This window comes from Marinomonas ostreistagni, assembly GCF_016888445.1.
GTDB classification, from domain to species: domain Bacteria; phylum Pseudomonadota; class Gammaproteobacteria; order Pseudomonadales; family Marinomonadaceae; genus Marinomonas; species Marinomonas ostreistagni.
On record NZ_JAFEKF010000002.1, the window covers coordinates 305,963 to 332,051 of the forward strand.

General features: G+C 50.3%; 24 protein-coding genes. 9 read left to right on the forward strand and 15 right to left on the reverse strand.

Features of this window, described 5'->3' with window-relative positions:
* Positions 1-71: 71 nt before the first annotated feature.
* A complete protein-coding gene (locus tag JQX58_RS06895) occupies positions 72-1,307 on the forward strand; it encodes an MFS transporter (protein WP_204146098.1) in 1,236 nt (411 codons plus the stop codon).
* 4 nt (positions 1,308-1,311) lie between these two features.
* Here the strand turns inward: JQX58_RS06895 and JQX58_RS06900 are convergent, their stop codons facing one another.
* Positions 1,312-2,610, reverse strand: a complete 1,299-nt coding sequence (locus JQX58_RS06900; RefSeq protein ID WP_204146099.1) for a sensor domain-containing phosphodiesterase — start codon at positions 2,608-2,610, stop codon at positions 1,312-1,314.
* Positions 2,611-2,843: 233 nt separating this feature from the next.
* Between JQX58_RS06900 and JQX58_RS06905 the strand changes: the two genes are divergently transcribed.
* Positions 2,844-3,131: a hypothetical protein gene (locus JQX58_RS06905; protein WP_204146100.1), complete on the forward strand. Its 288-nt coding sequence runs from the start codon at positions 2,844-2,846 to the stop codon at positions 3,129-3,131.
* Positions 3,132-3,296: 165 nt separating this feature from the next.
* Positions 3,297-5,198 (forward strand): methyl-accepting chemotaxis protein, encoded by a 1,902-nt coding sequence (locus JQX58_RS06910; protein WP_204146101.1) that lies wholly within the window; start codon positions 3,297-3,299, stop codon positions 5,196-5,198.
* A gap of 71 nt (positions 5,199-5,269) precedes the next feature.
* Here JQX58_RS06910 and JQX58_RS06915 read toward each other — a convergent pair whose 3' ends face one another.
* From JQX58_RS06915 to JQX58_RS06930, 4 genes are all read right to left on the reverse strand, one after another.
* Positions 5,270-5,479, reverse strand: a complete 210-nt coding sequence (locus tag JQX58_RS06915) for a cold-shock protein (protein ID WP_204146102.1) — start codon at positions 5,477-5,479, stop codon at positions 5,270-5,272.
* Positions 5,480-5,696: 217 nt separating this feature from the next.
* A complete protein-coding gene (locus JQX58_RS06920) occupies positions 5,697-5,945 on the reverse strand; it encodes a DUF1294 domain-containing protein (protein WP_204146103.1) in 249 nt (82 codons plus the stop codon).
* A gap of 159 nt (positions 5,946-6,104) precedes the next feature.
* A complete protein-coding gene (locus JQX58_RS06925) occupies positions 6,105-7,796 on the reverse strand; it encodes a diguanylate cyclase (protein ID WP_204146104.1) in 1,692 nt (563 codons plus the stop codon).
* 134 nt (positions 7,797-7,930) lie between these two features.
* Entirely contained in the window at positions 7,931-8,974 is a 1,044-nt protein-coding gene (locus JQX58_RS06930; RefSeq protein ID WP_204146105.1) for an NAD(P)H-dependent flavin oxidoreductase, read from the reverse strand.
* A gap of 245 nt (positions 8,975-9,219) precedes the next feature.
* Between JQX58_RS06930 and JQX58_RS06935 the strand changes: the two genes are divergently transcribed.
* Positions 9,220-10,896 carry a hypothetical protein gene (locus tag JQX58_RS06935; protein WP_204146106.1) on the forward strand — a complete coding sequence of 559 codons (1,677 nt, stop codon included), beginning with the start codon at positions 9,220-9,222 and terminating at the stop codon, positions 10,894-10,896.
* A 38-nt stretch (positions 10,897-10,934) separates the two neighbouring features.
* Here the strand turns inward: JQX58_RS06935 and JQX58_RS06940 are convergent, their stop codons facing one another.
* The 7 genes from JQX58_RS06940 to uraD all read right to left on the reverse strand — a co-directional run bounded on the left by JQX58_RS06940 (position 10,935) and on the right by uraD (position 18,509).
* Entirely contained in the window at positions 10,935-11,300 is a 366-nt protein-coding gene (locus JQX58_RS06940) for an AraC family ligand binding domain-containing protein (RefSeq protein WP_204146107.1), read from the reverse strand.
* 152 nt (positions 11,301-11,452) lie between these two features.
* Positions 11,453-12,679: an allantoate amidohydrolase gene (locus tag JQX58_RS06945; protein ID WP_204146108.1), complete on the reverse strand. Its 1,227-nt coding sequence runs from the start codon at positions 12,677-12,679 to the stop codon at positions 11,453-11,455.
* Complete coding sequence (locus tag JQX58_RS06950) at positions 12,676-13,908, reverse strand: pyridoxal-phosphate-dependent aminotransferase family protein (protein WP_204146109.1); 1,233 nt, start codon at positions 13,906-13,908, stop codon at positions 12,676-12,678. The genes JQX58_RS06945 and JQX58_RS06950 overlap by 4 nt, the downstream gene beginning before the upstream one ends.
* Before the next feature lie 9 nt (positions 13,909-13,917).
* A complete protein-coding gene (locus JQX58_RS06955) occupies positions 13,918-14,736 on the reverse strand; it encodes a sulfite exporter TauE/SafE family protein (RefSeq protein ID WP_204146110.1) in 819 nt (272 codons plus the stop codon).
* A gap of 345 nt (positions 14,737-15,081) precedes the next feature.
* Positions 15,082-16,674, reverse strand: a complete 1,593-nt coding sequence (locus tag JQX58_RS06960; RefSeq protein WP_204146111.1) for a gamma-glutamyltransferase family protein — start codon at positions 16,672-16,674, stop codon at positions 15,082-15,084.
* 3 nt (positions 16,675-16,677) lie between these two features.
* Positions 16,678-17,850: an amidase gene (locus JQX58_RS06965; protein WP_204146112.1), complete on the reverse strand. Its 1,173-nt coding sequence runs from the start codon at positions 17,848-17,850 to the stop codon at positions 16,678-16,680.
* Between the two features lie 107 nt (positions 17,851-17,957).
* Positions 17,958-18,509 carry a 2-oxo-4-hydroxy-4-carboxy-5-ureidoimidazoline decarboxylase gene (gene uraD / locus JQX58_RS06970; protein ID WP_204146113.1) on the reverse strand — a complete coding sequence of 184 codons (552 nt, stop codon included), beginning with the start codon at positions 18,507-18,509 and terminating at the stop codon, positions 17,958-17,960.
* Positions 18,510-18,640: 131 nt separating this feature from the next.
* Between uraD and uraH the strand changes: the two genes are divergently transcribed.
* Positions 18,641-18,997: a hydroxyisourate hydrolase gene (gene uraH, locus JQX58_RS06975; RefSeq protein ID WP_204146114.1), complete on the forward strand. Its 357-nt coding sequence runs from the start codon at positions 18,641-18,643 to the stop codon at positions 18,995-18,997.
* A gap of 157 nt (positions 18,998-19,154) precedes the next feature.
* Positions 19,155-20,309, forward strand: coding sequence for an FAD-dependent urate hydroxylase HpxO (gene hpxO / locus JQX58_RS06980; protein ID WP_204146115.1), 1,155 nt, complete (start codon positions 19,155-19,157; stop codon positions 20,307-20,309).
* Here hpxO and JQX58_RS06985 read toward each other — a convergent pair whose 3' ends face one another.
* Positions 20,310-21,122 carry a MurR/RpiR family transcriptional regulator gene (locus JQX58_RS06985; protein WP_338040699.1) on the reverse strand — a complete coding sequence of 271 codons (813 nt, stop codon included), beginning with the start codon at positions 21,120-21,122 and terminating at the stop codon, positions 20,310-20,312. It lies immediately after the preceding gene.
* Between the two features lie 228 nt (positions 21,123-21,350).
* Here JQX58_RS06985 and JQX58_RS06990 point away from each other — a divergent pair, with 228 nt between their 5' ends.
* Positions 21,351-21,764 carry a hypothetical protein gene (locus JQX58_RS06990; protein WP_204146117.1) on the forward strand — a complete coding sequence of 138 codons (414 nt, stop codon included), beginning with the start codon at positions 21,351-21,353 and terminating at the stop codon, positions 21,762-21,764.
* Between the two features lie 7 nt (positions 21,765-21,771).
* Here JQX58_RS06990 and JQX58_RS06995 read toward each other — a convergent pair whose 3' ends face one another.
* Positions 21,772-22,638 (reverse strand): LysR substrate-binding domain-containing protein, encoded by an 867-nt coding sequence (locus tag JQX58_RS06995; protein ID WP_204146118.1) that lies wholly within the window; start codon positions 22,636-22,638, stop codon positions 21,772-21,774.
* Positions 22,639-22,787: 149 nt separating this feature from the next.
* Between JQX58_RS06995 and exaC the strand changes: the two genes are divergently transcribed.
* Together exaC and JQX58_RS07005 are read left to right on the forward strand one after the other, a co-directional pair.
* Positions 22,788-24,308: an acetaldehyde dehydrogenase ExaC gene (gene exaC, locus JQX58_RS07000; protein WP_204146119.1), complete on the forward strand. Its 1,521-nt coding sequence runs from the start codon at positions 22,788-22,790 to the stop codon at positions 24,306-24,308.
* 149 nt (positions 24,309-24,457) lie between these two features.
* Positions 24,458-25,405, forward strand: coding sequence for a diguanylate cyclase domain-containing protein (locus JQX58_RS07005; RefSeq protein WP_204146120.1), 948 nt, complete (start codon positions 24,458-24,460; stop codon positions 25,403-25,405).
* Between the two features lie 24 nt (positions 25,406-25,429).
* Here the strand turns inward: JQX58_RS07005 and JQX58_RS07010 are convergent, their stop codons facing one another.
* Positions 25,430-25,918 carry a hypothetical protein gene (locus JQX58_RS07010; RefSeq protein ID WP_204146121.1) on the reverse strand — a complete coding sequence of 163 codons (489 nt, stop codon included), beginning with the start codon at positions 25,916-25,918 and terminating at the stop codon, positions 25,430-25,432.
* Positions 25,919-26,089: the final 171 nt, after the last annotated feature.

The following is a 26,089-nucleotide window of genomic DNA, read 5'->3' on the forward strand; positions in this document are numbered from 1 at the left end:
GCCCTTGCAGCTTTTGCAGAACCTGTTTCAATAGTCCTATCTCTTTATTAAAACAGGCCCTCACTTCTCCAATGCAATTACCCGCCACTTTTCGCGCCCTCGCCAATGTCAATTTTCGACTGTGGGTGTTGTCTGCGTTTGTCTCTAATATCGGCGCTTGGTTACAACGCACCGCTCAAGATTGGATCGTCATAGCGGAGTTATCGGATCACAATGCCGCTGCCGTGGGCATTGTGGTGTTTTTGCAGTTTGTGCCGCAAATTGTGTTGCTGCCAATCACGGGCTGGGCGGCTGATCGTGTCGAGCGGCGGCGCTTATTATTGATCACTCAAAGCTTGATGGCGCTTTTAGCGCTGGTGCTAGGGGTGCTGGCGATTACCGAGGTGGTAGAGCTGTGGCATGTTTACGCCTGTGCTTTAGGGTTGGGCATTGTGGCAGCCTTCGATGCGCCCGCGCGGCATGCGTTTGTGTCTGATGTAGTGACCGAAAAAGAGGTGCCAAATGCGGTGTCTCTGAATTCTATGTCGTTCCAGTCAGCGCGTCTGATTGGCCCTGCGATTGCCGGTATTTTGATTGCCGCAGTGGGTGCAGGTTGGGTGTTTATTATCAATGTGATTTCCTTTGCGCCTTTGCTGATTGCGTTGTATTTATTGGGCAAACGCACGCTTGTGGGCAGCGAAGAAGGTAAGCGCTCGGGCCAGCAAAAATCTGGTTTTTTGGATGGTTTTCGCTACCTTAATGCCCACCGTGAAATGATTGTCTGCTTAATTATGGTATCGCTGGTGTGTGGCGTGGCGATGAACTTCCCCGTTTATTTGTCGGCCATGACTGTGCATGTGTTCCAAGGTCATGCGGGACAGTATGGTTTATTGATTTCGATGATGGCGGTGGGCTCGATTATGGGCGCTTTGATCACCGCCAGTCGCGCACAGCCGACGTTTAGCTTCTTGGTATGCTTGCCCGCAGGCGTAGCCTTGAGTAGCGCGGTGTTGGCGCTGGCCCCGAGTTTTCTGACGTTTGCGCTGTTAATGATTGTGTTGGGTCTAAGCGTACAGTTGCTGACCATTTCGGCCAATACCTTTATGCAGTTGTCTACCGAGCGGACTTATCGTGGGCGGGTGATGGCCATTGCGCTGGCCACGATGCTAGGCAGTACAGCGCTAGGCGCGCCTTTGGTGGGCTGGATTGCGGATACCTTCGGTGCGCGCTGGGCGATTGGCGCCAGCTCGGTATCGGCCCTGCTGGCGTTTATCATTGGTATGACTTATTACCGGCGTTACTTTTTGGCAAGAAGTGCAAGCGAATAGGCGCTTAAGCGCCTATCGCGGTGTTTACTAAGTCTTCTTTGGTTAAAGCAATCGCTTCTTGAGGCGGCACAGGGCGACTGAAAAAGTAACCTTGCATCACATGCACACCGAGCTGCTCTAAAATATGCATTTCGGCTTGTTTTTCGACACCTTCACCGAGTACCACGCAGTTGGTTTCTTTGGCAAAACCGATGAGGGCGGCCACTAGCGCGCGTCGGCTACGGTCTTGGTCAATGTTGCTGATTAAACTACGATCCAGCTTAATAATGTCTGCTTGCAGCTCGAGAATATGCTGAAAGCTGGCAAAGCCCGCCCCCGCATCATCGACGGCCAAGCGCATGCCTTTGGCGCGTAGCGGTGCAAAGCTCTCGCGAAAGGCTGCATAATCTTCGATGACTTCGCGCTCCGTCACTTCTAATACCAAACGCTCTAAAGGTTGATGTTCAAGTAAATCAAACAGCCCTTGAGAGTTTAAAAAAGTGGGCGAGATGTTGATGGCTAGGTAACGATCTTCTGGAATGAAATTCAGCAGCGCCAGTGACAATTCAATCGAGTAGAGCTCGAGTAATTCACCTACGCCCGCCTCGTGTGCTTGCGCGAACCAATAGTTGGGTGGTTGATAAGGATCCGTGCGAAAGCGTGATAAGCACTCGTAGCCAACGATAGCGGCTTTACGGCTATCGTAAATTGGTTGCAGAGCAATGCCTAGCGCCTCTTCTTGTAGCAGCGTAAAGATCGCCTCGCGCGTGGTTTCGCTTTGCTCCAACTTGAGTAAATCCGCTTCAAGATTGCGTGAGGCAAACTGAGCAAACAGCGTCAGGATCGACAGGTCTTTATGCGACAAACTTTCATCAGGCGTGGTGCTAAAGCAGCACAAGGTGCCATACACACGATCATCGGAAAACGTAATAGGGACGCCAATATAGCTGCCAATGTTGAGCGCTTCGGTGACCGCCATGTTGCGAGTAATCGGGTGGGCTTGTGTGTTCGGAATGATCGCTGGAATTTCTTTGTCGCAGATTTTTTGACAATAGGTCGTATCGCTGGGGTCCTTGTGACCCACGGGAATGTCGAGTGAGCACTCTGGATGTGAATTGATATGAGTGAATTCACGATAGCCGTCTTTAAAGCGCGATATAAAGGCGATCTCCATCCCTAGATGCTGACGGATGGATTCCACCAGGGTGTCGATATCGTCACGTTGTGATTCAGCGTCCGAGGTGATGGCGTCGGCAGAAGATAGCTGATTGATTAGATTGGAAAAAAGTTGCGACTGCTGTGAAGAGGTTCCTTCAGTCGTCATAAATTATACTCCCTAAAATATGGCTGGCACATACTTCGTGGCACTGGCTGCGTGCCTTGCGTCCTGCTCATTGCAATTTATACGATACCTATAACGGGTTGCAATAGCTTCTTGGCGCTTGCGTTTGTTTTCACAGATTAAACAATGCTAATACTTCTCACGGATTTCCCCGCGCTATTGGATAGTGGTACGATGCCCACCTCACAAGAGTTTGCATATCGAGAACAAGCACTATGACAAAGTACACCGTGCTGCAGCGAGATCACCTAACACGCGCAGAATCCGAAGCCGATAAAATAGAACAGCTCACCTCATGCGGCTACCGCGTCTGTAAAGAAGTAGAAGCCGATAGTGCAGAGGCCGCGCTTGCGCAATACCAAGCTGAGCCAACACCGGCCGCGCCTGAGAGCCCAGCTATCCCACAAAAGTATCGTAAATTCCTTTGGCTGGGATTGGTATGTGCTGTGCTTTGGTTCTTATTTGTCATCTTCGGTCTGCTTCCGCTCGCCTTTCCAGATTGAGTCTGAGAGCGAAGGCTTAAAGCGTTTTAATGATGCGAATCAATAAGTAGCGCTTATTACAGCAAAAACCGTCGTGCGTCATAAAACGGTCATCACTGTCCCGTCACCCTACCCCTATAATCAGCGCGAAATTTACCGCTCAGAGGGAAAGGGGTTACAAAGGACATGCTTAATCGTGTTATCGGTTCCATCAAACATAAGCTGTATCTGGCAGCCATCGTCGTTGGTTTGACACTTATCGCGATCGCGGTATTTGCCTATCGTGAGGCAGATAAAGTCCAGGATCTGTTTCAGCTTAACCAGCTGCTTGAAAACAGCGAAAAGCAAATGCTGCATCTGCGCAAAGACGAGAAGGATTTCTTAAGTCGCAGCGACGAAACCTATGTTGAGAGCTTCCAAGCTAACTACCGCACACTGCTGCAAGATCTTGAGCAAGTCGTCGGCTCGCCTCTCATTCATGCGGCGCCGATCAATTACTCAAGCCGCATCCAGCACAACATCAGTTTGCTAAAGCAGTATTTAGAAGAATACCGTCAGGATTTTGAGCAGATTGTCGCGTTGCAAACGCAGGTTGGTCTATCGGAAACGCAAGGCCTCAAAGGGCGCTTACGCCAAGCGGTGCACAATGCCGAAGACAGCATCCAATCATTTGACAACAGCACCCTTGAAGCGGCCATGCTGACACTACGTCGCAATGAAAAAGACTTTCTCCTGCGACATGACGAGAAATATGTCAGCCGTCATCGTGATAATGTCGCGCGTTTCCAAACGCTTTTAGCTGCCTCACCGCTGGCCGCTGCCGATCAAGCCAACATTGAACAACACATGCTTGCCTATCAGCAGGACTTCCAAGCCTTAGTCGATAAAATGCAAATCGTAGGTTTGACGCCAGAGGTCGGTGTGCTGGGTGAAATGCGTGATCATGTGCATCAAACAGAACAAAACTTTGCTGCGGTGCGTTTAGAGCTATATGAGCTACAAAAACTGTTTGTAAAAGAGATCACTTGGACGCTCGGTATTATGCTCACCATCGCCGTTGGCTTTGGTGTCGGTATGATTACCTTTATCGCCGTAAGCGTGTCTCACCGTATTGGTATTGTCGCGGGGCAGTTGCACAACATCGCTGAAGGCTCAGCCAATCTTGGTCAGCGCTTAGATATAAAAGGGCAAGATGAAGTAGCGGCTTTAAGTGCCAGCTTTAATCGCTTTGTCGGCAAATTACAGGACGAGTTCACCGGTATCCAAAGTGTTAGCGATGAGCTTTATAGCACCACCCAAGCGAATGCCGCATTGACCTCTACCGCCCGTGAGAACGCCAGCCAGCAGCATGCAGAATCGTCTCAGGCCGCCGTGGCTGCTCAGCAAATGGCAGCTACCGCGCAGGAAATGGCGATCAATATTGAAGATACCGCACGTCAAACCGAAGTCATGCAAGGCGCCGTCTCAGAAGGTCATACGGTTGTTCAAGCCACACGCCAATCGATCGAAGACCTGAATAAAGTCATCCTTGAATCGGGCGAGTCGGTTGGTTATGTCAGCGAGCAAAGTGGACGCATTGACTCGGTCGTCGATGTGATTCGTGATATTGCCGAACAGACTAACTTATTAGCGCTAAATGCGGCCATCGAAGCGGCACGAGCGGGTGAGAGTGGCCGCGGCTTTGCCGTTGTGGCTGATGAAGTGCGAGGTCTTGCGCAGCGAACCCGTGGTTCCACCGAAGAGATTCAGGAGCTAGTAGAAGGCTTACGTACCCGTGTGCAGAATGCTGTGGCGCTCATGGAGCAAAGCAATGCCTTCGCGCAAAAGGGCGTCGAAAGCACATCGGCCGCAGAACAGGCGCTAGAAAAAATTCATCATGCGGTGGATGGTATTGTTTCTATGAGCGCTCAGATTGCAGCGGGCTCTACCGAGCAAGCGCAAACTGCTGATGTCATGGGCCAAAACATCGCCGCTATCTCTGAGCTGGCAGATTCAACCTTAGACACCATTAATCAAGTGGATCAAGAGGGTGAGCGCTTGGCACAGAAGTCGTCTCAGCTATCAGGCATCGTACACCGCTATATCTAGATCATCAGACATAAAAAAGGGGCGCTATCCAAAGATAGCGCCCCTTTTTATTGAGCGACTTTAATGAAAAATTAAAGTGCTACGATGTTCTCAGCTTGTGGGCCTTTTTGGCCTTGAGTAACAACGAATTCTACTTTCTGGCCTTCAGCAAGAGTTTTGAAGCCTGAACCTTCGATGTTACGGAAGTGAGCGAATACGTCTGGGCCGTTTTCTTGTTGGATGAAACCGAAGCCTTTAGTTTCGTTGAACCATTTAACTGTACCAGTTGCTTTAGTAGACATAATAAATATCCTGTAATTAAAAATAATAGATGCCCTTAAGGGCGGGTGTAGCGGAGAAATGACAATATTTTAAATCTTACAAGACGAGGGACTACTTTTAATAACGCAACGTAACGAGGATGTAAAAACGCACACTTTCTAGCTGCTGTTTAATTTATAGACATTCGTTTACCCTGTCAAAGGTTATTTTGGTTTATTTTGTAAGTGTTTTGTATATTCATAGCCAATACTGCCACGCCCCATAAATCCATGTGGCTAACATAGCCACTCCTAAGACATTGCAAACGCGAAACATGCGCTTTTGCGTCTTATGGCGAAAGCGCTGTTGTGCGTAGATCGCGCCTAAAGCACCGCCCATGAGTGTGAACAAGAGTAAGACGCGTTCGGGGATACGCTGTTTGTTTTTACGTTGTGATTGGCGTTTATCAAACCAATAAAGCATCGGCACTACGATGAGGTTCTGCACGAGTAAACTCAGTAGTAAACCCAAGTGCCAGAGAGTAAGCGGGCTTCGCTCAAGCAAGGTGGTGTACTGCTGCAACGCGAATAAAGTCGCTGAGGTGAACAGTAGGTTGCCAGTAAGTGGTAGGCAAAACCATTTTACATAGATAGAGCGCATCGTAGATTAGAGTGTAACTTCGTTGGTGAGCGTGGAGGTGACGCGGTTACGCCCTTGGCTCTTGGCATGGTACAAGCGTTTGTCGGCGAGCTTAAGCATCTGTCCGATATTTTGCGTTTCGTCACTGTGTGCCACACCGAAGCTTGCGGTCACCTGAATGGTTTGTTCTTCCACGCATAATACCGAGGCTTCGATGGCCGATCTTAAGCGCTCGGTCAGAGCACGCACTTCATAATGATTCATCTCAGAGACCAGTAGCACCATTTCTTCACCACCCCAGCGGGCGATGGCATCTTTTTCACTGACCGAGTTACGTAGAATTTGCGCGACCTTTTTAAGCACTAAGTCGCCGACATTGTGACCGTAGTTGTCATTGATAGACTTAAAGTGATCAATGTCCAGCATGATAAGACTGAGCAAATGATGGTTTTGCTTGGCGTGCTGTACCAGCTTACTGGCGGCCATTTCAAAGGAGCGACGGTTAAGCAATTGCGTGAGCGGATCACTGCTGGCAAGAAACTTCGCTGTGACACGATCAGACTCGATGTCCTTAAGGCGGGTGGCAATAATCGTCGCCAAGATAATCGCTTCCAGAAACACGCCGATCTCCGCGCCGCGATAACCCCAGAAGGTATAAGGAATAATGCCGCACACGGACACCGTCGAGGTAAATAAACCAAACATGCTACACAGTACCGCAACCAAAAAGTAGCGCGCTTCGGGCACCTTTCCAGCGTTATAAATTCCGACCGCGATCATCAAGCATGAAGTAATGGCTAAGAAGCCAAAGGACACAATCGAGCTGGCAATGTGCAATTGCGCCAAGGTGAAGATCGACATACACAGTAAACTGACCGCGGCGTAAACCTTGATGACATTTAAAAGATTGGGCATACGCTCACGCAAGCGCAAGAAGTTACTCATGAACGCTAAGCCACAGACACCGTGCACGACCATAATAAATATGGTGCTGTAGTTTTGAAACGTAGGCGAATTGGGGTACAGCCAAGCATAAGCGTAACCATTATAGCCGATGTTCATAACCACAAAGCTCGACATATAGGCAGCATAGTAGAGTGCATACGCTTGCTTAAAGATAATAAACAGCACAATGCTAAAGCCAGTCAGCGCCAGTAACGTGCCGTAAAGCAGGCCAGAGGCAAGATAGTTTTTCGGCTCTTGGCTTTGAAATTGCTCTAGACTTTCTAACTCGATAGGCATCGCCAAGGGGTCGTGGGTACGCGCTTTGATCAACACATAACTTCGCCCAGGCGGGACATGCAGATGGAAAACGAAGCCTTTGGTGGGTAACAAATGTTTATCGGCCGGAGCCGCATCTCCCGTGTACCATTCTTGTATCAGCCCGCTCCCATCAAGATGGTAAACGTTTAATTGCTCAATCCAGGTTTGCCCAGCCGTGAGGCGTCGATCGAGAACTTCTGATGTGGGGTTATTGATCGCGACTTGAACCCAAGTCGTACGATTACTGATACCAAAGGTAAGAAACGGATGACTGGCTTCGGTAAATTGTAGGCTTTTGAAGCGCTGGCGTGCTTGCGGCCAGTCGATTACGTCATCGGTATACTCTTGAAAGTAACCAATGGATTCAATCAAAGAAGTAGGTGGTGTTGGCTTAGCAGAGGCGACACTGACGCTTAACAAAAAAGCTAATGAAAGTAGAAAACAGCGAATCATCATGTGCACGTCGACAAAGTTTGCCCCTTATAAGGCCGAGTCAGCCATCGCAGTGAAAATAGCGTAATTTGGTGTGTGTTCCAAGATGAAAAGCACCGATGGCTGACAAATCTCGTATTTTTAATACTTTTCGCGGGTTAAGTTGTACTTTCTACCCCCGCTAAGCGGCGTGTCATCGTGCCGGCCGTTACACGCTGACAGCCGCTGGTATTTTGCCCAGCCCATAATGGAGAAAAGTCTCCTGAGCCAGTCGCTTCAGCGGCTTTGCGTAATGGCGTCATAGCATCACTGGCTAATGGAAATGGCGGTGCTTCAGCGCTCATGGGCCCAAGTTCACGCATTAAGCGGTTAACGATGCCGCGTGCAGGCCCGCCGCTAAATAAATTGGTCAGTGCTGTATGTTGCGCGTTTTCGCTTTGCAAAGCAGAGCGGTGCACATCGGAGGTGTTGGCTTCATCGCACAGCAGATACGAAGTGCCGATTTGAGCGCCGGCGGCACCAAGCGCCATAACCGCTTGCACACCTTGCGCGTCGGCAATGCCGCCAGCTGCAATGACAGGGGCAGAAACCGCCGCCACGATTTGTGGTACTAGGGCAAAAGTACCGACTTGAGTCGTAATGTCGTGACTTAAGAAAAAGCCGCGATGGCCACCAGCCTCCACACCTTGAGCAATGATGGCAGCAACGCCATGTTGCTCAAGCCATAAAGCTTCATCGACGGTGGTGGCGGTCGCGATGATCTTGCCGCCCCAATCGCGTATTTGCGCCATCAGGGTTGGGGAAGGTAATCCAAAATGAAAGCTCACCACTGGGGGCTGAAAGCGCGCTAATACTTGCGCCATTTGTGCGTTATAAGGCGCACGTTTTGCTCCCCCTTGAATGTCAATCAGGTCGACGCCCAGCTCTTCATAATAAGGCAGTAATGCGGCACGCCAGCGCCCTTCGACGGCGCTATTGCTTTCAGGCGGGGTATGGCAGAAAAAGTTAACGTTATAAGGCTTATCAGTGGCTTGAGTTAGAGCGGTCAGCTCACGCTCTAAAGACTCTGTGTCGAGCATGGCGCAGGGGAGCGATCCTAGACCGCCAGCATTAGAGACCGCTGCCGCCAATTTATGATCTTGTACGCCCGCCATCGGCGCCTGAATAATCGGATACTCAATACCAAGCAATTCTTGAATCATAGCGCACCTGTCACTCCATGGTTTGTGGCCACAGACTAGCATTGAATGATGACAGATTAAAATCGCTTTACTGGGCTTTTATTGACGTTTGGAAGGGTTGGCATAGCCTTTGCCATGACTTGAGGATAAAAGCCAAAAAACGCTCATAAAAGGTATTTTTGCAGATTTTTGGTCATTATTGCTGCATTAGAAGGCATCTTTTTGCCGCTCTATGTGTGAAGCGCCAACAATAAAAAGGAGTTTGTATGAGTACTATCTCTTCCCGCATGAACCTTGATCAATGGAATCGCATGGATAATAAAACCGCCACGGTACTAGAGTTTCACGAGCTCAAAGCGGAAGGTTTGATCGGCGAAAGTTCAGATGCTTATCAAGAAACCCAATGGCGTAAAAACCTTGATGAACCGTATGCCCAAGACGAAAAACTACGTTTTTGGAGTGAGCGTACCAACACCCAATGGTGGGCGATGATGGAAGATGGCGCGGTCGGGCAGCAAGCGGCAGGGTACTTAGCGCAAATGACGACCGAAAAGCGCCAGACAGCCGCTGATTATCTGGCCAGTTTTCATGATTTATCCAATGCCTTACAAACAGAGCTGTCCGAGATGGGGGGTTCTGCTGATCTCGATCAGTTGCTTGATAATGCCGCGGCAGGGCGAGCAGCGACCCTGAACGCCGATGGTTCGAGCGTGGAATTTGCCGAGCAAATTGAGCAGTTTTGGCAATCGAATCAAACCGAGATCAGTGATGTTGAAGCTCAATATAACGACCTAAAAGCCTTCCCGAAACACCTGTCTGAGTGGCTTGATGAAAAGCAAATTGAGCGTTCAGCGGACCTCGATGCGATGGTCGAAAAGCACCGTTACAGCGGTTTAAACGGCCTTCGAGAACACAGTGATGCATTGTTAGGAAGCTTTCGCTTCAATATCCGCGATGATCAAGGGGCACAAATGATGGTGCCCAGTGAACTTGGCAGCATCAGCCAAAAAGACAACTTTTCAATGTTCGACTCGTTAGTCTTTTCCTTTCCTGTGCATGAAGACTACACCGAGCGTCGCATCGAAATGGCGCTACTGATGGGTAACGCAGGCGCTATGAAAAATGCTCTAGCGACCGGTATGATGCAGCGTGAACAGCAAAATCTGCTCTCGAAATACAGCAATATTTACTCAACACTATCGGCAAATATCAGCGCGCAAATGCAAGCTATTGAGCCAAGCCTGTCATTACAGGATATTTTGGATAACCTCAAAGCAGGTAAAGACCCTGCGATGTTGGCAGGGGATAACTTGCACCCACAAGCTGACAAAATTAACGACCTTGTTAATAAATTTGCTGGATTAATCGACGCTGTGCGAACCCAGCAACAGCAATTTGAAAGCGCACCTAAGACAGTGCAAGACTGGCTGGCAGAGGGGGAGAACAGTCAAATGCTCGACCAAATGGTGTATAACCAATTTGGCCTAGAGCCTTGGGAATCAGGCAGCAACAGCCGTATGTTTCGAGACTCTGCCAGTGCTCCTGGGCTAAACTTCTTCATGCACCAAGGCGAAGAGTACCAACAGAAAATCATTGAAGAAGCCGTCGAACGTCGCGATCGACTAGAAAAAGAGCTATTTCGCTACACCGGCGGTGACAGTGCACTTGATCTTGAAACCGTGCTGCATAACTTTCGCTTTAACCAGCCTCTTGGCTTAATGGAAAATGGCGAGATACACGAGGCCAGTTACTCGCTCAAAAGCTTCGTCGAAGACAACATGGACGACATTGCCAACCACATTGACTGGTCTTGGGTGCTTGGCGAGCAAGAAAACCTCACCATGATCGACTACCAATCATGGATGAGCTACGACCGCGCCGCCGATATTGCCGACCCAGTGGTGGATTGGCTGCTAGAGAGTTTTCGTAAGAAGCAGGTGTGAGGAGGTGGTCATGCTTTAAAATGAAAAGCGCGACGAGCCTATAGCACTGTCCCTTCTGGAAGGGTGACAAAAATCGAGTGGCGGATTTCGTTGTTCAATGCTTTAGAGCAGTGGCCTTCGCCTTCGGTGTCTTCTAGCAGTAGCACGTCACCGCCTTTGAATTGGCGGGTTTCACCGTTCGACACTTTAAATTCACAGCTGCCTTTGATGATAAACAACAACTGACGCTGTGGTGCTGGGTGCCATTTGAAATCGTAGTCGGCAGGGGTTTCACGAAAAATCATCTCACCCGCAGAAAAACGCTCCGACAACATACCGATTGGCCCGCCATCGCGGACAGCGATATTTACTTCACCGAAATGGCTTTTGCCCTGATCGTCATTATAAATTCGAGTAAATTGCATGGGAGATTCCTGTAAGTAATCCAGGGGTCAGATCCCTTAAATGTTCAATGGCTTAGTCTATGAGTGTTTTCGTTAAAGGGATCTGCCCCCTTATAGCTGCAGAGCCTGCTCCGGGAGCGAGGCGTTGTGCCCTAGCTCGTCAATCCAAAAACCTATTTCAAACTCTGCAATGTATGGCTTAACACCGCTAAAGTCGCGACCACATCTTCGGTCATAATGGCTTCCGCCGGATGGTGGCTAATGCCTTTATCACAGCGCATAAACAGCATCGCCACAGGGCAAATATCTGCAATCGCCATGGCATCGTGTCCAGCACCAGAGAATAAGGTGTGTACGTCGATATTTTGCGCGGCGATGGCATCACGCAACACGCTTTGCAGCTTGGCATCACAATGCACGGCGTTGGCGCTGTGAGTTTGCTGATGTTCTAACGTTACGTTGCGTTTTGCGGCGATATTCGCCAAACGCTCCATGATATCGGCCAAAGCATCATCACGTTGTTGGTCGTGTTCGCTACGAATATCCAATGAGAAAACGGTTTTGCCAGAGATCACATTGACGCCATTTGGGCGGTTGCTGATCTGGCCCACAGTCGCCACCACGCCATGTTCTTTGGCAACGGTTTCCACCGCTAAAATCATTTCACTGCTGGCTGCTAGTGCGTCTAGACGCATTGGCATTGGTACAGTGCCCGCATGACCGGCCATACCGGTAACGGTAAACTCAAAACGTTTAGCGCCAGCGATGGCACTGACCACACCTACGGGAAGGTTTTTCTCTTCTAAAACAGGGCCTTGCTCGATATGCAGCTCAAGGTAGCCTTTCAAATTGTCCGTAGAAATGGCCGCTTCAGACACTTTATCAAAGCTTAAACCGAAGTTTTCCAGCGCCTCGGCAAGGCTAATACCGTCATCGTCTTTTAGCTCGGCCCAGCTCGCGGGCCATTGACCGGTTAAGGCGCGGCTACCTAGCAGAGTTGAACCAAAGCGAGTGCCTTCTTCGTCACCAAAGCCCACGATATCCAAATGGAAAGGCAGACGAATACCTTCTGCTTGGAAGGCTTCGATCAAGGTCACTGGCGCAACCACGCCAAGCATGCCATCGTATTTGCCACCGTTGGGTACCGTGTCTAAATGGCTGCCCATAATAAAACGCGGTGCGTTGGCATCTTCCGCCTCAAAGCGCCCCCACAGGTTGCCTGCTTGATCTTGCCAAGTTTGCATGCCTGCGGCTTCCATCCAGCTACCTACCAATTGATTGGCTTCTTTATGTTGCTCCGTCAGGTAGCGTCGATCAAGGTATTCAGACGCTTGGCTAATCTTGCCAAGCGTCTCCAAGCGCTCCATGACGGCTTGGCCAAGGCGTTTGAAATCCATCATAGGCTGGCCTTTTGCGTTGCCGCATATACTGCCATCGCTGTGTCGACACCTTCACCATTTGGCAGAGCAAAACCTTGGCCGCGAAGCACGGTTTCAAGAGACTGAAGCGTGTGCAAAACAGCGTCTTGGCGTGCGTTGTAGCCCATGGTACCGATACGCCATACTTTGCCTTTTAATGGGCCAAAGCTCGTGCCGATTTCGATGTTAAATATGTTGAGCATATCGTGACGTACTTTCTCGCCATCAACATTGTCAGGGATATGAACGCCAACCACATTGCTCATTTTGTTGCTTAGATCACCGTATGGCTTCAAGCCCATCGCTTTAATACCTTGAAGCATGGCATTGCCTGCTAATTGGTGACGAGCGATCACTGAGTCTTGGCCTTCGCGTAGCAGTTCCACGGCACATTGGCGTGCGCCAAACAGCATAGTTGCCGCTTCCGTGTGGTGGTTTAGACGCTCTTCGCCCCAGTAATCCATAATCATGCCAAGATCGAAGTAGTTCGAGCGAATGCGAGAACCAGCGGACTCTGTATGGTGTGCATCACGGATACCCGCTTCCACATGGTGGCGCTTGCGAACAGCGGAAACAAAACGATCGCTGTAGCTTACTGGCGCGCTACCAGATGGTCCGCCAAGACATTTCTGTAGACCAACAGAGACTGCGTCAATTTGCCACGCGTCCATATCAAATGGGTTACCACCGATAGAAGCCGTCGCGTCCGTGTACAGCAACACATCGTGGGCACGACAGATGCCGCCGATTTCATTTAATGGCTGCAGCATAGTCGTTGAGGTATCGCCTTGAACAATGGCTAATACTTTTGGTTGTACGCGTTTGATCGCTTCTTCGATTTGTTGTGGATCGAAGACTTCACCCCAAGGCACTTCAATGGTGTGTACTTCCGCGTCGGCGCGTTCCGCGATCTCTGTTAGAAGATGACCGAAACGACCGAAGATTGGCACAAGCACTTTATCACCAGGCTCAAGCACAGACACCAAAGACGCTTCGATGCCCGCACGAGACGTACCATCGATTAGGAAAGTTTGTTCGTTTTGCGTATTGAAGACCTGACGGTACAGCGCCATCACTTCGTTCATGTAACTCGTCATCGTCGGGTCATATTGACCGACTAACTGCGTTGACATGGCTTGCAACACACTTGGGTAACAGTTGATTGGGCCTGGACCCATTAGCAAACGTGGTGGAAATTGTAGAGGTTGCATGAATAGCTCCTACGCTAAAACTTGGTAAAGCATTCTTAGGCCAGTGAAAATCAGTGTTACCGCGAACACTTTTTTCAACATGGCCGCGTTCAAACGGTTGGCAAGGCCCGCACCGACTGGTGCGAACAAAACGGTCAGTGGGATAATGCAGGCTGCGCCGACAAGGTTTACTAGACCGAAAGTACCGAATGGTGAATCCACTGGCGTTTGACCTGCGATCAACATAGTGACCGCCGCTGGCAGAGAAATAATCAGACCTACCGCCGCGGCTGTGCCGACAGCACGGTGTGCTGGGTAGTTACAGAAAGTCAGAGTAGGCACGGTTAGCGTACCGCCACCGATACCCACCATAGAGCTGAAGAAACCAATGCAAGTCGCGATGATACTTTGACCACCTTTACCTGGAAGAGACTGGAAAAAAGCGTCTTTCTTACCCAGCAACATATTGAGTGCAGACAGAGTCGCAATCACACCGAATAGCAGTGTTAGCCATTGGCCTTCCACGCGCGTCACCACGTATGAGCCGATCATCACGCCAGCAAAAATAAACACGCCCCAAAACTTAAGTAGTTGGAAATCCACATTGCCTTTGGCGTTGTGGGCCCGGATCGAGCTGATCGACGTTGGGATAATCGTGGCTAGAGATGTAGCGGTCGCCACTAGCATTGCTGTATCAGCACTAACACCTAAGCCTTGGTACAAGAAAAACAGCACCGGCACGATTACGATACCGCCACCAACACCTAAAAGACCTGCCAAGATACCCGCGACTACGCCTGTGCCCATCATGGCTAAAATCATGGAATAGTTTTCCATTATGAATGACATCTACTTTTTAACTCCTGCTTAGGGACTGTTGTGTTTGATTGGAATCAAAACGAATTCTTCGGCCCGGCTTAGACGGCACATCCATGTGCCGATTAAGCCTACGCAATCATCCTGATTGCTGGCCTCTAGAATTGTTTTGATCCCATTGAATACGTACTTCATCTAGTGAGACAGCCAATTAGGTTATGGCAAGCACCAGCCCATGGATGGGCTGGGTAGGCTGTCGCAGACAGGGATGTCTGCCAGCCGGCGGCCATAACCTAATTGGCGGCTCAGTCTGAATGACTTTCTATTTGCGAGCCGGCGCTTTCATAATCAACTTCGACGCATTTCAGGCCAAATGACTTAACCTGAGTAGCTAGCCGAAGAAACGGCTAAACCATCACTGCGTGGGTCGGTTGCGGCGTCGGTATTGCCCTCAGGGAACAACACGACAGCGCCCGCATGGCCCATTAATTCATTGCACGCTGGCACGGCGACTAGGTCATGGCCGCGGGCAATCAATGTCTCTGCGGCTTCCGCCGCGAAATCGCTTTCCACTTTTAAGTTGTGGCTCACATCTCCCCATGTACGACCGAGTAACCAACGGCCTGCGGCAATGCTCTGGGCCAGTGGTTGCTTGTGGTACACGTAACGGCTGAACAACGCCGCTTGGGTTTGTGGTTGGCCTTCGCCACCCATGGTGCCGTAACTGATACGACGGCCATCGTTAAGTTCTGCAAAAGCAGGGTTTAGGGTGTGAAATGGCTTTAAATTCGGCTTAAGTTCTTGCAAATGGCCTTTTTCAAGGCTGAACGATGAGCCGCGGTTGTTCCACACAATGCCAGTGCTTGGGCTGACGATGCCGCTGCCAAATTCCCAGTAAAGACTTTGGATGTAGCTCACCATACGGCCTTCGCTGTCACAGCAGCCCATCCAAATGGTGTCGCCGTGTTTCGCTGGGTGTGGCCATACTTGGGCTTGGTCGATGGTAATCTTGTCAGCCATGGACGCTAGGCTTTCATCGCTCAGTAACTCTTGTAGTTCAACGCTTAAACGCGCTGGGTCAGTGACGTATTCGTTGCGAGCGATAAAGGCTTGCTTGGTGGCTTCGATCAGTAGGTGCGCCATATCGGTTTCACCGCCATCGCCTAGCTGATGAATGCGATCGTACAGTGCCAAGATGATCAAGGAAGCAATGCCTTGCGTCGGTGCCGGCAGGTTGTAAAGTTTGCCTACACCTGTCTCCACACTTAATGGCGTCACTTGTTCGGCGCGGTAATCGTGAAAATCCGCCAAGCGAATCGGCGAGCCAGCCGCTTCAAGGTCGGCCGCCAGCTTCTCTGCCACTGTGCCGTGGTAGAAATCGTCTAAGCCGATTTCTGCTAGGTGTTTTAACGTTTGCGCCAAAGTGCTTAGGGTTAAGCGGTTACCGTGAGTCAGTGTTTCACCTTGATCTAAAAACTGTACGAAGCCCGGTAGAGAGGCTAAATCGTTATGTACTTTTTGGCTGGCAGCTTGCAGGCTTTCTGTAATTTCAATGCCATTCTCTGCATGATCGATGGCATTTTGCAGCAGTTCGCTTAATGACTTAGGCGCTTGCCAGAAGGCGCTGATGTCTAAGGCTTTTTGCCAACCCGCTACCGCGCCCGCCATAGTCACGGTTGCTTTACCGCCGCGTGCAGGGATCGCATCGTCGCCTTGGAAGAAGTCTAATGTCGCCAGTTGCGCCGCTTTACCAGAGGCATCGATGCCAATTGGCGCTTTACCCGGTTCGCTGATCAGCCAAAAACCGTCGCCACCTAAACCGTTCATGTGTGGGTACACCACCGCAATGGTTGCTGCCGCAGCGACCATCGCTTCAATAGCAGTGCCGCCTTGTTCAAGAATAGCCTGACCGGCTTTGGTCGCCTCGTGATGTGGTGCGGTAAAGGCAATAGAAGGTGAAATCGAAGACATGCGTTACTCCATTAGTTCTTTGGCTAGGGCTAACAAACTTAGGTCGCTACCGCGAGGGCCTATTAGGGATAGGCCACACGGTGCGCCATCGATCTCACAAACGGGTAAGTGCAATTGTGGGAGACCGCATAGACCAGCGATCGCCGTCAGCTCTAAAAGCTGGTTACGGTAATCGGCTAACTCATTGTCTTTCATCGTTAAAAGTGGCGAACGACCTGGTGTGGTTGGCAGTATCAAGACGGCACCTTCCAGCTGTTCATCAAGCCATGCGCGAAACTTCGCTTGTTGTGCTTTGGCGTCGCTGACGTCGTCTGTACTGATGGTTTTCGTCCACTCAAAGCGGCTGGCGATGTCTGGCGCAAAATCAGGATCGTTTTGTGTGATCCACTCACCGTGAGTTTGCCAAATTTCCGCCCCTTGTAGGGTGCGGAAGGTTGCACCGGTTTGCCAGTACACTGGGTCGATTTCAAGGCTTTCATCTATGTTGAGCTTGCCTTGATCTGCCCATGTGTCTAGCTGCTTAAGTAGCGCGTCTTTGTGTTCAACTTGTTCGATTAATACTTTGGAAATCAGTGTTTTAGCAAGCAGTGGTTGTTGATTCGGTAGCAAAGTTTTAGCAACCTTGATCAGCTCATCAAGGCTACGGGTCATAAAGCCAACCGTGTCAAAAGACGGAGCTAACGCCACCATGTTATCCATCGCGATGGCGCTGTGAGTCGGGCGTAAACCAAACAAGCCGTTGTAGCTTGATGGCACACGAATGGAACCGCCGGTATCCGTGCCCAAACCAATCTCAGCCAGCTTGCCAGAAACCGCGACCGCCGAGCCTGATGACGAACCACCCGGTAAACGCTCTGGGTTAATTGGGTTTTCTGGTGTGCCGTAATGAATATTTTGCCCGTTTAGGCTGTAAGCCAATTCGTCGGTAATCGTCTTTCCGACGAACTGCGCGCCTGCGCTTAGCAAGGTGCTCACGCTCGATGCGGTTGCTGTTGGTTGATCATGGGTAGCGAGCCACGTTGGGTTACCAGCTGTGGTTGGCAAACCTTCCATATGAAACAAATCTTTCACCGCTAAACGCATACCTGCAAGTGATTGCTCAGAGGCAGCCACCACCGTCGGGGAGAAGTGTTCTGGTAGGCGTAAAAACGGGTTTTGGACGATTGCGTGTTTCATAAGTCGCTCCTTTGCTTGGCAGTATGAAACAATTGTTTCTAATATTTGTCAACTGAAACGAAAGGTGCGAAACGCTTCGCTTCAATCCCTGTCGCAAATAGGCTGATTTAGCATGATGGCTGTGCCCACAGAGAGTCCGGCAGCGCTGCCAAGCGAAAACCTGCGATTTTATGTACTTCATTCAGGGCATAACGAAACTCTGTTGCAACAGTGTTGGGAAGGCGTGCTTCGAAGGCTTCGAGGATTTGATCTTTGCTCGCGCCCTTCACTGCCATAATGAAGGGAAAACCAAACTTGTCGCGGTAGCTTTCATTAAGCGCTAAGAAACGCTCCAGTTCCGGAGGGGAGAGTTGGTCAAGCCCGGCGCCCGCTTGCTCGTTGCTGGAGGCATCGGTGAGTTCGCCTGCTAATGCGGCTTTTCCGGCCAAATCGGGGTGTGCTCGCAGCAGCGCTAGCTGAGTGTTGTGGTCGGCGGCTTCGACGATATCGCGCAGCGCGCTTTGCACCGCTATTTGGATGCCTTCAGGATGCTGGTTAAGCGTGTCGCGTTGCTCATAAAGTGCCTCGGCGACCCATTTAGAGTGTTCGTAGATGTCCTTCAACTGCTTGATAAAGCTTGGCTTATCTTGATCAAGTAACGCTGTCTCTGTGGTGTCCATACACACTCCTGTGAGCTGTGATATCTGTATTTGTATTTGGCGCTGCTAGAGTTTTGAGCGTAATCTCTGTAGCGATGAAGCGCTAATTTTTATCCTACATAGTGGTTATCAAGCAGTCTATGGGAGGCTCGATGGGATATTTAACGACACATATCTTAGATACAACACATGGTCTTGCGGCGGCTGGTGTGGCGATTACGCTCTTTCAACTGGCAGACGATGGCACCCGAAGCGTGGTGCAGCGAGCGCTGTCCAATGACGATGGCCGCTGTGATGCGCCACTGATAGAAGGCGACAGCTTCCAAGTCGGGCGCTACGAACTAGAGTTTGCCATAGGTGATTACTTTGCCAAGCAAGGCGTTGAGATGCCTGAACCACGCTTTCTTGACGTGGTGGTACTGCGCTTTGGCATCGCGGATGAAGCCAGTCACTATCACGTACCACTGCTAGTGACGCCGTACTCTTATAGCACTTATCGTGGCAGCTAATAGAGCACCTTATTGGTGCGTGAGTGGTTGGCGAAATCACTTGGCCCGTTTTGTTTAATTCTTAACTTATTGTTTGTAATAGAAAATAGTGGCCTTTAAAGCTTGGGCACGATTCTTGATAGCCGTTACATTGAGCAATGGGCTAAAGGAGTGCGGTATGAAAGCGATCATTATTGGTGCTGGTATTGGCGGAATGTCTGCTGCCGCTGCTTTGCATCAACAAGGCATAGAATGCGAGATATTTGAGGCGGTCAAAGAGATGAAGCCAGTGGGTGCGGCGATCTCGATTTGGTCCAATGGCGTTAAATGCATGAATCACTTAGGCATGGGGGACATCATGGATGACCTCGGTGGTCCACTACACAATATGGCTTACCTTGAAGGTTTCAGCTCTGCCCAGATGACACGCTTTAGTTTAAAACCTTTAGTCGACGAAGTGGGCGAGCGTCCATGTCCTGTCTCGCGCGCCCATCTGCAGACACGCATGATTGACTGGTGGGGGCGCGATAAAGTCCAGTTTGGCAAACGCTTGGAATGCGTGACGCAAGATGAAGACGGCGTGACCGCGACCTTTACCGATGGCTCCGCTGCTCAGGGTGATTTTATGATCGCGGCCGATGGCGCGCACTCTATCGCTCGAGAATATGTATTAGGCCGTAAAGTCGAGCGTCGCTATGCGGGGTATGTGAATTGGAATGGCTTAGTCGAAATCGATGAAGCCATTGCCCCAGCCGACCAGTGGACTATGTTTGTTGCCGATGGCAAACGTGTTTCTGTGATGCCAATTGCTGGCAATCGCTTCTACTTCTTCTTTGATGTGCCGTTGCCAAAAGATTTACCAGAAGACCGCTCAACGGTGGTAAATGACCTAAAAGGTTACTTCGAAGGCTGGGCTGAACCGGTTCAACGCCTAATCGATGCCATCAATCCTGAGACCACCAATCGTATTGAAATCCACGACGTCGAGCCATTTAGTTCATTGGTGAAAGGCCGTGTTGCATTGCTTGGTGATGCGGGCCATAGCACCACGCCAGATATCGGCCAAGGCGGCTGCGCTGCGCTGGAAGACTCTGTGGTATTGGGGCATTGCTTCGCCGCCAGTTGCGATATCGAAGGCGCGCTGCAATGTTACCAAAGCGGTCGCTTAGAGCGCGTCAAAGATCTTGTGCTCAAAGCACGCCAACGCTGTCATGTGACTCACGGTTTTGACCGTGAGACGACGCAAGCTTGGTACCAAGAGCTGCGTACCGAAACTGGCGCTGGCATTATGTCTGGCTTGGCCAAAACTATCCTTGGCGGCCCCTTGGGCTAATTAACCTTCCAGTTCATCCAAGTCGTGGTACAGATTTGAGATCGATTGAGTGCGCAGTTGCGCGGTTTCGCCCAGCTGTTCGTAGACTTGGTTGCAGAGCATAGAGACGAGGCTCATCGGAGCAGCGTAGCTGTAAAATGGGTTTTCGTTACCAAGGTGACAGATCAAAATATGGTTGGCGTGTTGGTTATACACTTGGCCTGTCGGGTCGGTGATGAGAATCACGTTGCGGCCAGTCAGGGCGTTGATAATAGACTTAAACGCTTTGGTGCGACGCTGAAAGCCCAACAGAATCACCACTTCATCTTCTAAAATATCGTGAATGTCTTCGCCTAATGTTTGCCCTGGCTGGGGTAATAGGCGCACGGCTGGGCGAATCTGTTGCAGTTGCTGGCGAAAATGCAGAGCCACTGGGTAAGAGTTGCGAAAGCCGATTAAGGTCACGCGGCTGGCGTGGGCGATTTGTTGGCTAACGGCAGCGAGTGTCTCAGGGTTTAGCCCCGCAAAAGTTTGCGCCAAGTTATTAAGCTCAGTCGCGGTCTGGTCGATGCTTTGATCGTGGGTCATCACGGGCACGCCGCTTTGGCGCAAGGCGAGTTGTGCTTGCTTGGCATCTTGCTGTGATTCGAAGCCAAGTTGGCGGAAGAAACGACTGACGGTGGCCTTAGAAGTGCCGGTTTGCTCGGCAATCTGAGCCGAGGTCTGGCTGACAATCGCCAGCGGGTGCTGTTGGAGATAGTTCGCTATGGCGCGCGCTGAGGGCGATAACGACGGGTAATTTTGCTCAATTAATGAGAGAACATCCTGCTGCACGATTACTTCACACCTAACCAATCAATTTTGCCCCATAAGGTAAAGCAAAGCGCTGACTAAGCCAAATAATATACTAGGGCAGAGCGTAACAATGCAGGCGCGATGTAAATTGGGTCGGGTCAACCTTTTGTGTAAATCATGGGCGGTTAGGTTTACATCAATAGTAAGTGGTCTATAGTAAAGGGGCTTAATGATTATAAGGATATAACGGTCAAGCAAGGAGTGTTTATGGCCATTATTACAGTCAGTTACCAGCAGCATAATTTTCAGCAACAGCTGGTGTCTTACGATTTAGAAATCGATACCTTTGACGAGGTATGTCTACTGATCGATGAGTACCCTTGGGAGCGCGAATTGGCGCTCGCCCACGTTCGTGGTGAAAAGGGGCACTTCCATTTTGTGCGTCGTGATGGCGATCAGCTTCCCTATGCCAGCATTCAATTTGTGCCAGTCTCGAAAGGCCGTGGCCGGCTGGACGTCGACGTGGTGGTGCGCCCAGGCTTTTTGGACTTTTTTGGACGCAAAGCGTTGTCACGGCATTTTAATGTGGTGGATATGGTCGACGCGAAGGCGGCCGTCAAAGAGTTGTTTGAGGCGCCAGTCACTGACTTGTACCAAAAGTATTTGTGCGACAGCCACTAGCGCGTCTTTACATCGCGTGTTTTAAAAAGTCGACCAGCTGTGTCACCTTGGGTGACGGATATTGACTGTACGGGTAGACCGCCCAAATACCATCTTCGGGTTCACGGTATTCGTCTAATACCGTGACCAGCTCGCCACGGTCCAGATAATCTTGTACATAGTAATCTGGCAATTGCGCTAAGCCCATGCCTTTCAGGGTTGCATCCAGCAGCGCATTGCCATTATTGCAGGAGATAGTGCCTTTTGGGTGCAGTTTGTGGTGCTTTCCGCCATGACAAAAACGCCAATAATCGGTGCTGCCTAGTAAGCAATTATGATGCTGTAACTGTGATAACTGAGTCGGTGTGCCGTATTTTTCGAGGTAGGCGGGTGTTGCGCACAGATGTTGTACGCGCGTGTCCAGCTTCTTTGCGATCATGCTGGAATCCTCTAATTTGCCCAAGCGGATCGCTAAATCAAACCCATCGCGTACCAAGTCTAAACGCTCATTGCTGAGTACTAATTCAATAGTGAGTTGTTCGTGCAGCGCCATAAAATCATTGATCAGCGGCGCAATGCGCTTTTCACCGTAGGTACTGGCAGCGGTGACTTTTAAATGTCCTGTCAGCACACCAGACATATTGATCACCGCCTGATCTGCTTGCTCAAGGCCTTGCAGCAATTGCTTACAGTGCTGGTAATAAATAATCCCCACATCCGTCAAGGAGACATGGCGCGTGGTGCGGCGAACCAGCTTGGCTCCCAAACGTTGCTCTAAGGCTGTGAGTTTACGACTCACTTGAGCGGTAGAAATATCTAAGATTTTAGCGGCGGCGGTGAAGCTGGCTTCATCGGCCACGGTGACGAATTCGGCGATGCCTTCCCAGTGAAACATTGTTACATATATGCAAAAGTGATTTAACGAATCGCTAGATTATCATCGTAAAAGAAATAAATACAATGCTCACCATCTTAACGGATAGCGCCATCGGCCCAGTGCAAAGGTGACCGGTGAACACAGTTAGACTCTGATGGGAGAGCAACATGATCTACGCACAACCGGGCCAACCAGGCTCAGTCGTTTCTTTTAACACTCGCTACGAAAATTACATCAATGGCCAATGGGTGGCACCAGTCAATGGCCAGTACTTTGATAATGTCAGCCCTGTTACGGGTGAAGTGTACACACAGGTGCCGCGCTCAGATCAGGCGGATATTGAGTTGGCGCTCGATGCAGCGCATGCGGCGAAAGCCAGCTGGGCAGCGACCTCGGTCACCGATCGCGCCAATATGCTATTGCAAATTGCCGATCGCATCGAAGCCAATCATGAGATGCTAGCGGTAACCGAAACTTGGGACAATGGTAAAGCGGTGCGTGAAACACTGGCCGCAGATGTGCCACTGACCGTGGATCACTTCCGCTATTTTGCCAGCGTGATTCGCGCGCAAGAAGGTGGTATCAGTGATCTTAACCAAGACACCGTGGCTTACCATTTTCAAGAACCGCTTGGGGTGGTTGGACAAATCATTCCGTGGAACTTCCCGATGCTGATGGCCGCTTGGAAACTGGCTCCCGCACTTGCAGCAGGTAACTGTGTGGTGCTTAAACCAGCCGAGCAAACGCCTATCTCGATCTTGAAAATCCTAGAGCTGATCGGTGATTTAATCCCAGCTGGTGTGTTGAATGTGGTCAATGGTTTTGGGCGCGAAGTCGGCCAAGCGCTGGCGACAAGTACGCGTATCGCCAAGATTGCCTTCACTGGCTCTACGCCTGTGGGCGGTCAAATCATGAAATACGCGGCGGACAATATTATTCCGTCGACGGTAGAGCTTGGCGGTAAGTCGCCTAATATCTTCTTTGAAGACATTTTGCAGCAAGAGCCTGAATACCTTGAGAAGTGTGCCGAAGGCTTAGCATTGGCCTTCTTCAACCAAGGTGAGGTGTGTACTTGCCCATCGCGAGCTTTGATTCAAGAAAGCATTTACGATGACTTTATGGGCATGGTGTTGGAGCGTGCGGCTAAGATCAAGCGCGGTAACCCGCTCGACACTGAGGTGCAGGTTGGGGCGCAAGCGTCACAACAGCAGTACGAGAAAATCTTGGAATACATTGAAATCGGCCGTCAAGAAGGCGCTGAAGTGCTGACGGGTGGCAACATTGCCCAAGTCGGTGAAGGCTTTGATAAGGGGTATTACATCGAGCCAACGCTGCTAAAAGGTCACAATAAGATGCGCGTGTTCCAAGAAGAAATCTTTGGCCCAGTGGTCTCGGTGACGACTTTTAAAGACGAAGCGGATGCCATCGAGATCGCTAATGACAGTGAGTTTGGCTTGGGAGCCGGCCTTTGGACGCGAGATATGAACCGCGCCTACCGTGTCGGGCGAGCGCTTGAAGCGGGGCGTGTGTGGACCAATTGCTACCATCAGTATCCTGCGCACGCGGCGTTTGGTGGCTACAAGAAGTCCGGCGTTGGCCGTGAAAACCATAAGATGATGCTCGATCATTATCAGCAAACAAAAAATCTCTTGGTCAGCTACGACACTAATCCAATGGGCTTTTTCTAAGCGTATAAGGGCCTTAGTACCCTAAAGAACGCTAGCCGCATCAGGGCAACTTGATGCGGCTTTTCTTATTGTTTACAGACAATGCGGTCTACAATATGGATTCTTGCCTAAGGATTTGTGGGCCAAACTTTTTAATAATAAGGACATGTGTGCAGGCATTATTTGAGTTTTTAAGCTCGGTAATCGACTCGATGACCGACCACCTTGCCGTGATTGATGAGCAAGGACAAATCGTCTTTGTTAACGAAAGTTGGAAGGCGTTTGCAGACCTGAATGCCTGTGACTTGCAAAGCGTTTGGCAACAGGTGAACTATCTAGATGTCTGCGATGCGGCCGCCGCCAATGGTGATGATTTTGGTATCCAAGCGAGCCAAGGTATTCGTGCGGTCATCGCCCAAACCGAGTCAGAATTTACCTTAGAATACCCCTGCCATAGCCCAGACCAACAGCGTTGGTTCATCATGCGTGTGACTCCATTTTGGCATTGTGAGCAGCTGTTTCTGGTAGTCGCGCATCAAAATGTCACCGAGCGCAAGTTAGCCGAGCAAAAGGCGGAGCGCTTAGCCAATATTGACGCCCTGACGGATATCGCCAATCGACGTGCATTTGAGCGAGAATTTAACGCTGTATGGGAGACATCCCGCGAGCATCAGCAGCCACTGTGTTTGGCGTTTATCGATTTGGATTACTTTAAAGTGTTGAACGATACTTACGGGCATGCCGTGGGGGATGAGTGCTTAAGTCAGTTTGCTCGGTTATTGGAGCGTCACACACAGGCGCAGGGACAATTTTGCGCCCGCTGTGGCGGTGAAGAGTTTGCCATTATTTGGCGCAATACTGCGCTGGCCGTTGCCGAACAACAGATGCAGCAGCTGCTGGATGAACTGCGGCAGATGGCCTTGGCCAATGAGCGTTCGCCAGTGGCGCCTTACCTAACGGTGAGCGCGGGTTTAGCTGAAATCACGCCTAGTGAAGCGTGCTGTCCTAGTCGCTTTTTTAGTCACGTGGATGAGCGACTCTATCAGGCCAAACACACTGGGCGTGATGGCGTTGTGGCCAGTGATGAGCCAACGCTTCTTTCCCCCAAAACCGCGTAATAATACGCGGATTAGATGGCGCTACTAAAGCGCTTCATTGGGGTTTTCAATATCAAACAAGTACGCCCACTCTTGGTCACGCCCCATAGCATCGACCAACTGCACTTTTAACACCCACTGCATACGTTCGTCGGTACACAATGGCACCACCACTTTGTTGGTCCAAGTGTTATCAGGTAGTTTGCGCAGTGGGTATTCGTAAACCCCCAAATACATGTCACGACCTTCTAATACGAGGGTGACTTCTTGAGCATTTTGCAGTGCGCTAGGCAGCTCCAGCGTGGTGTCGATACGACGATTAAGGCGAATGCCGTCATCAAACTGAATGGTAGCGCTACTCAGGCGCTCTGGCCCCGTTTGCAACATGCAGTGCCCGGTGTCTAAGTTACAGGGACCCAGAGCATCCGGCAGGGGATCTTCTGAGTGCACCATTTTGACAATGGCAGCAACGCCGAAAATAGATAAGAAGGCAGCGATGTAAAAAATGATTTCAGCTTTGCTCAGCGCTTTCATAGGTCAATCTTTCTTTGGTTAGCAGTGTGTCTTATACGCATTTTACCCTGATACAGACCTCTAGGTCAGGTAAGAGTTCGCGATGCGCCCAAAATCTCGCTAAAGGATGACGCAACTAGGGTGAATGCTCTTACCTGTATGCGCTTGATAGATGGGCTATTGCGCCTGAAC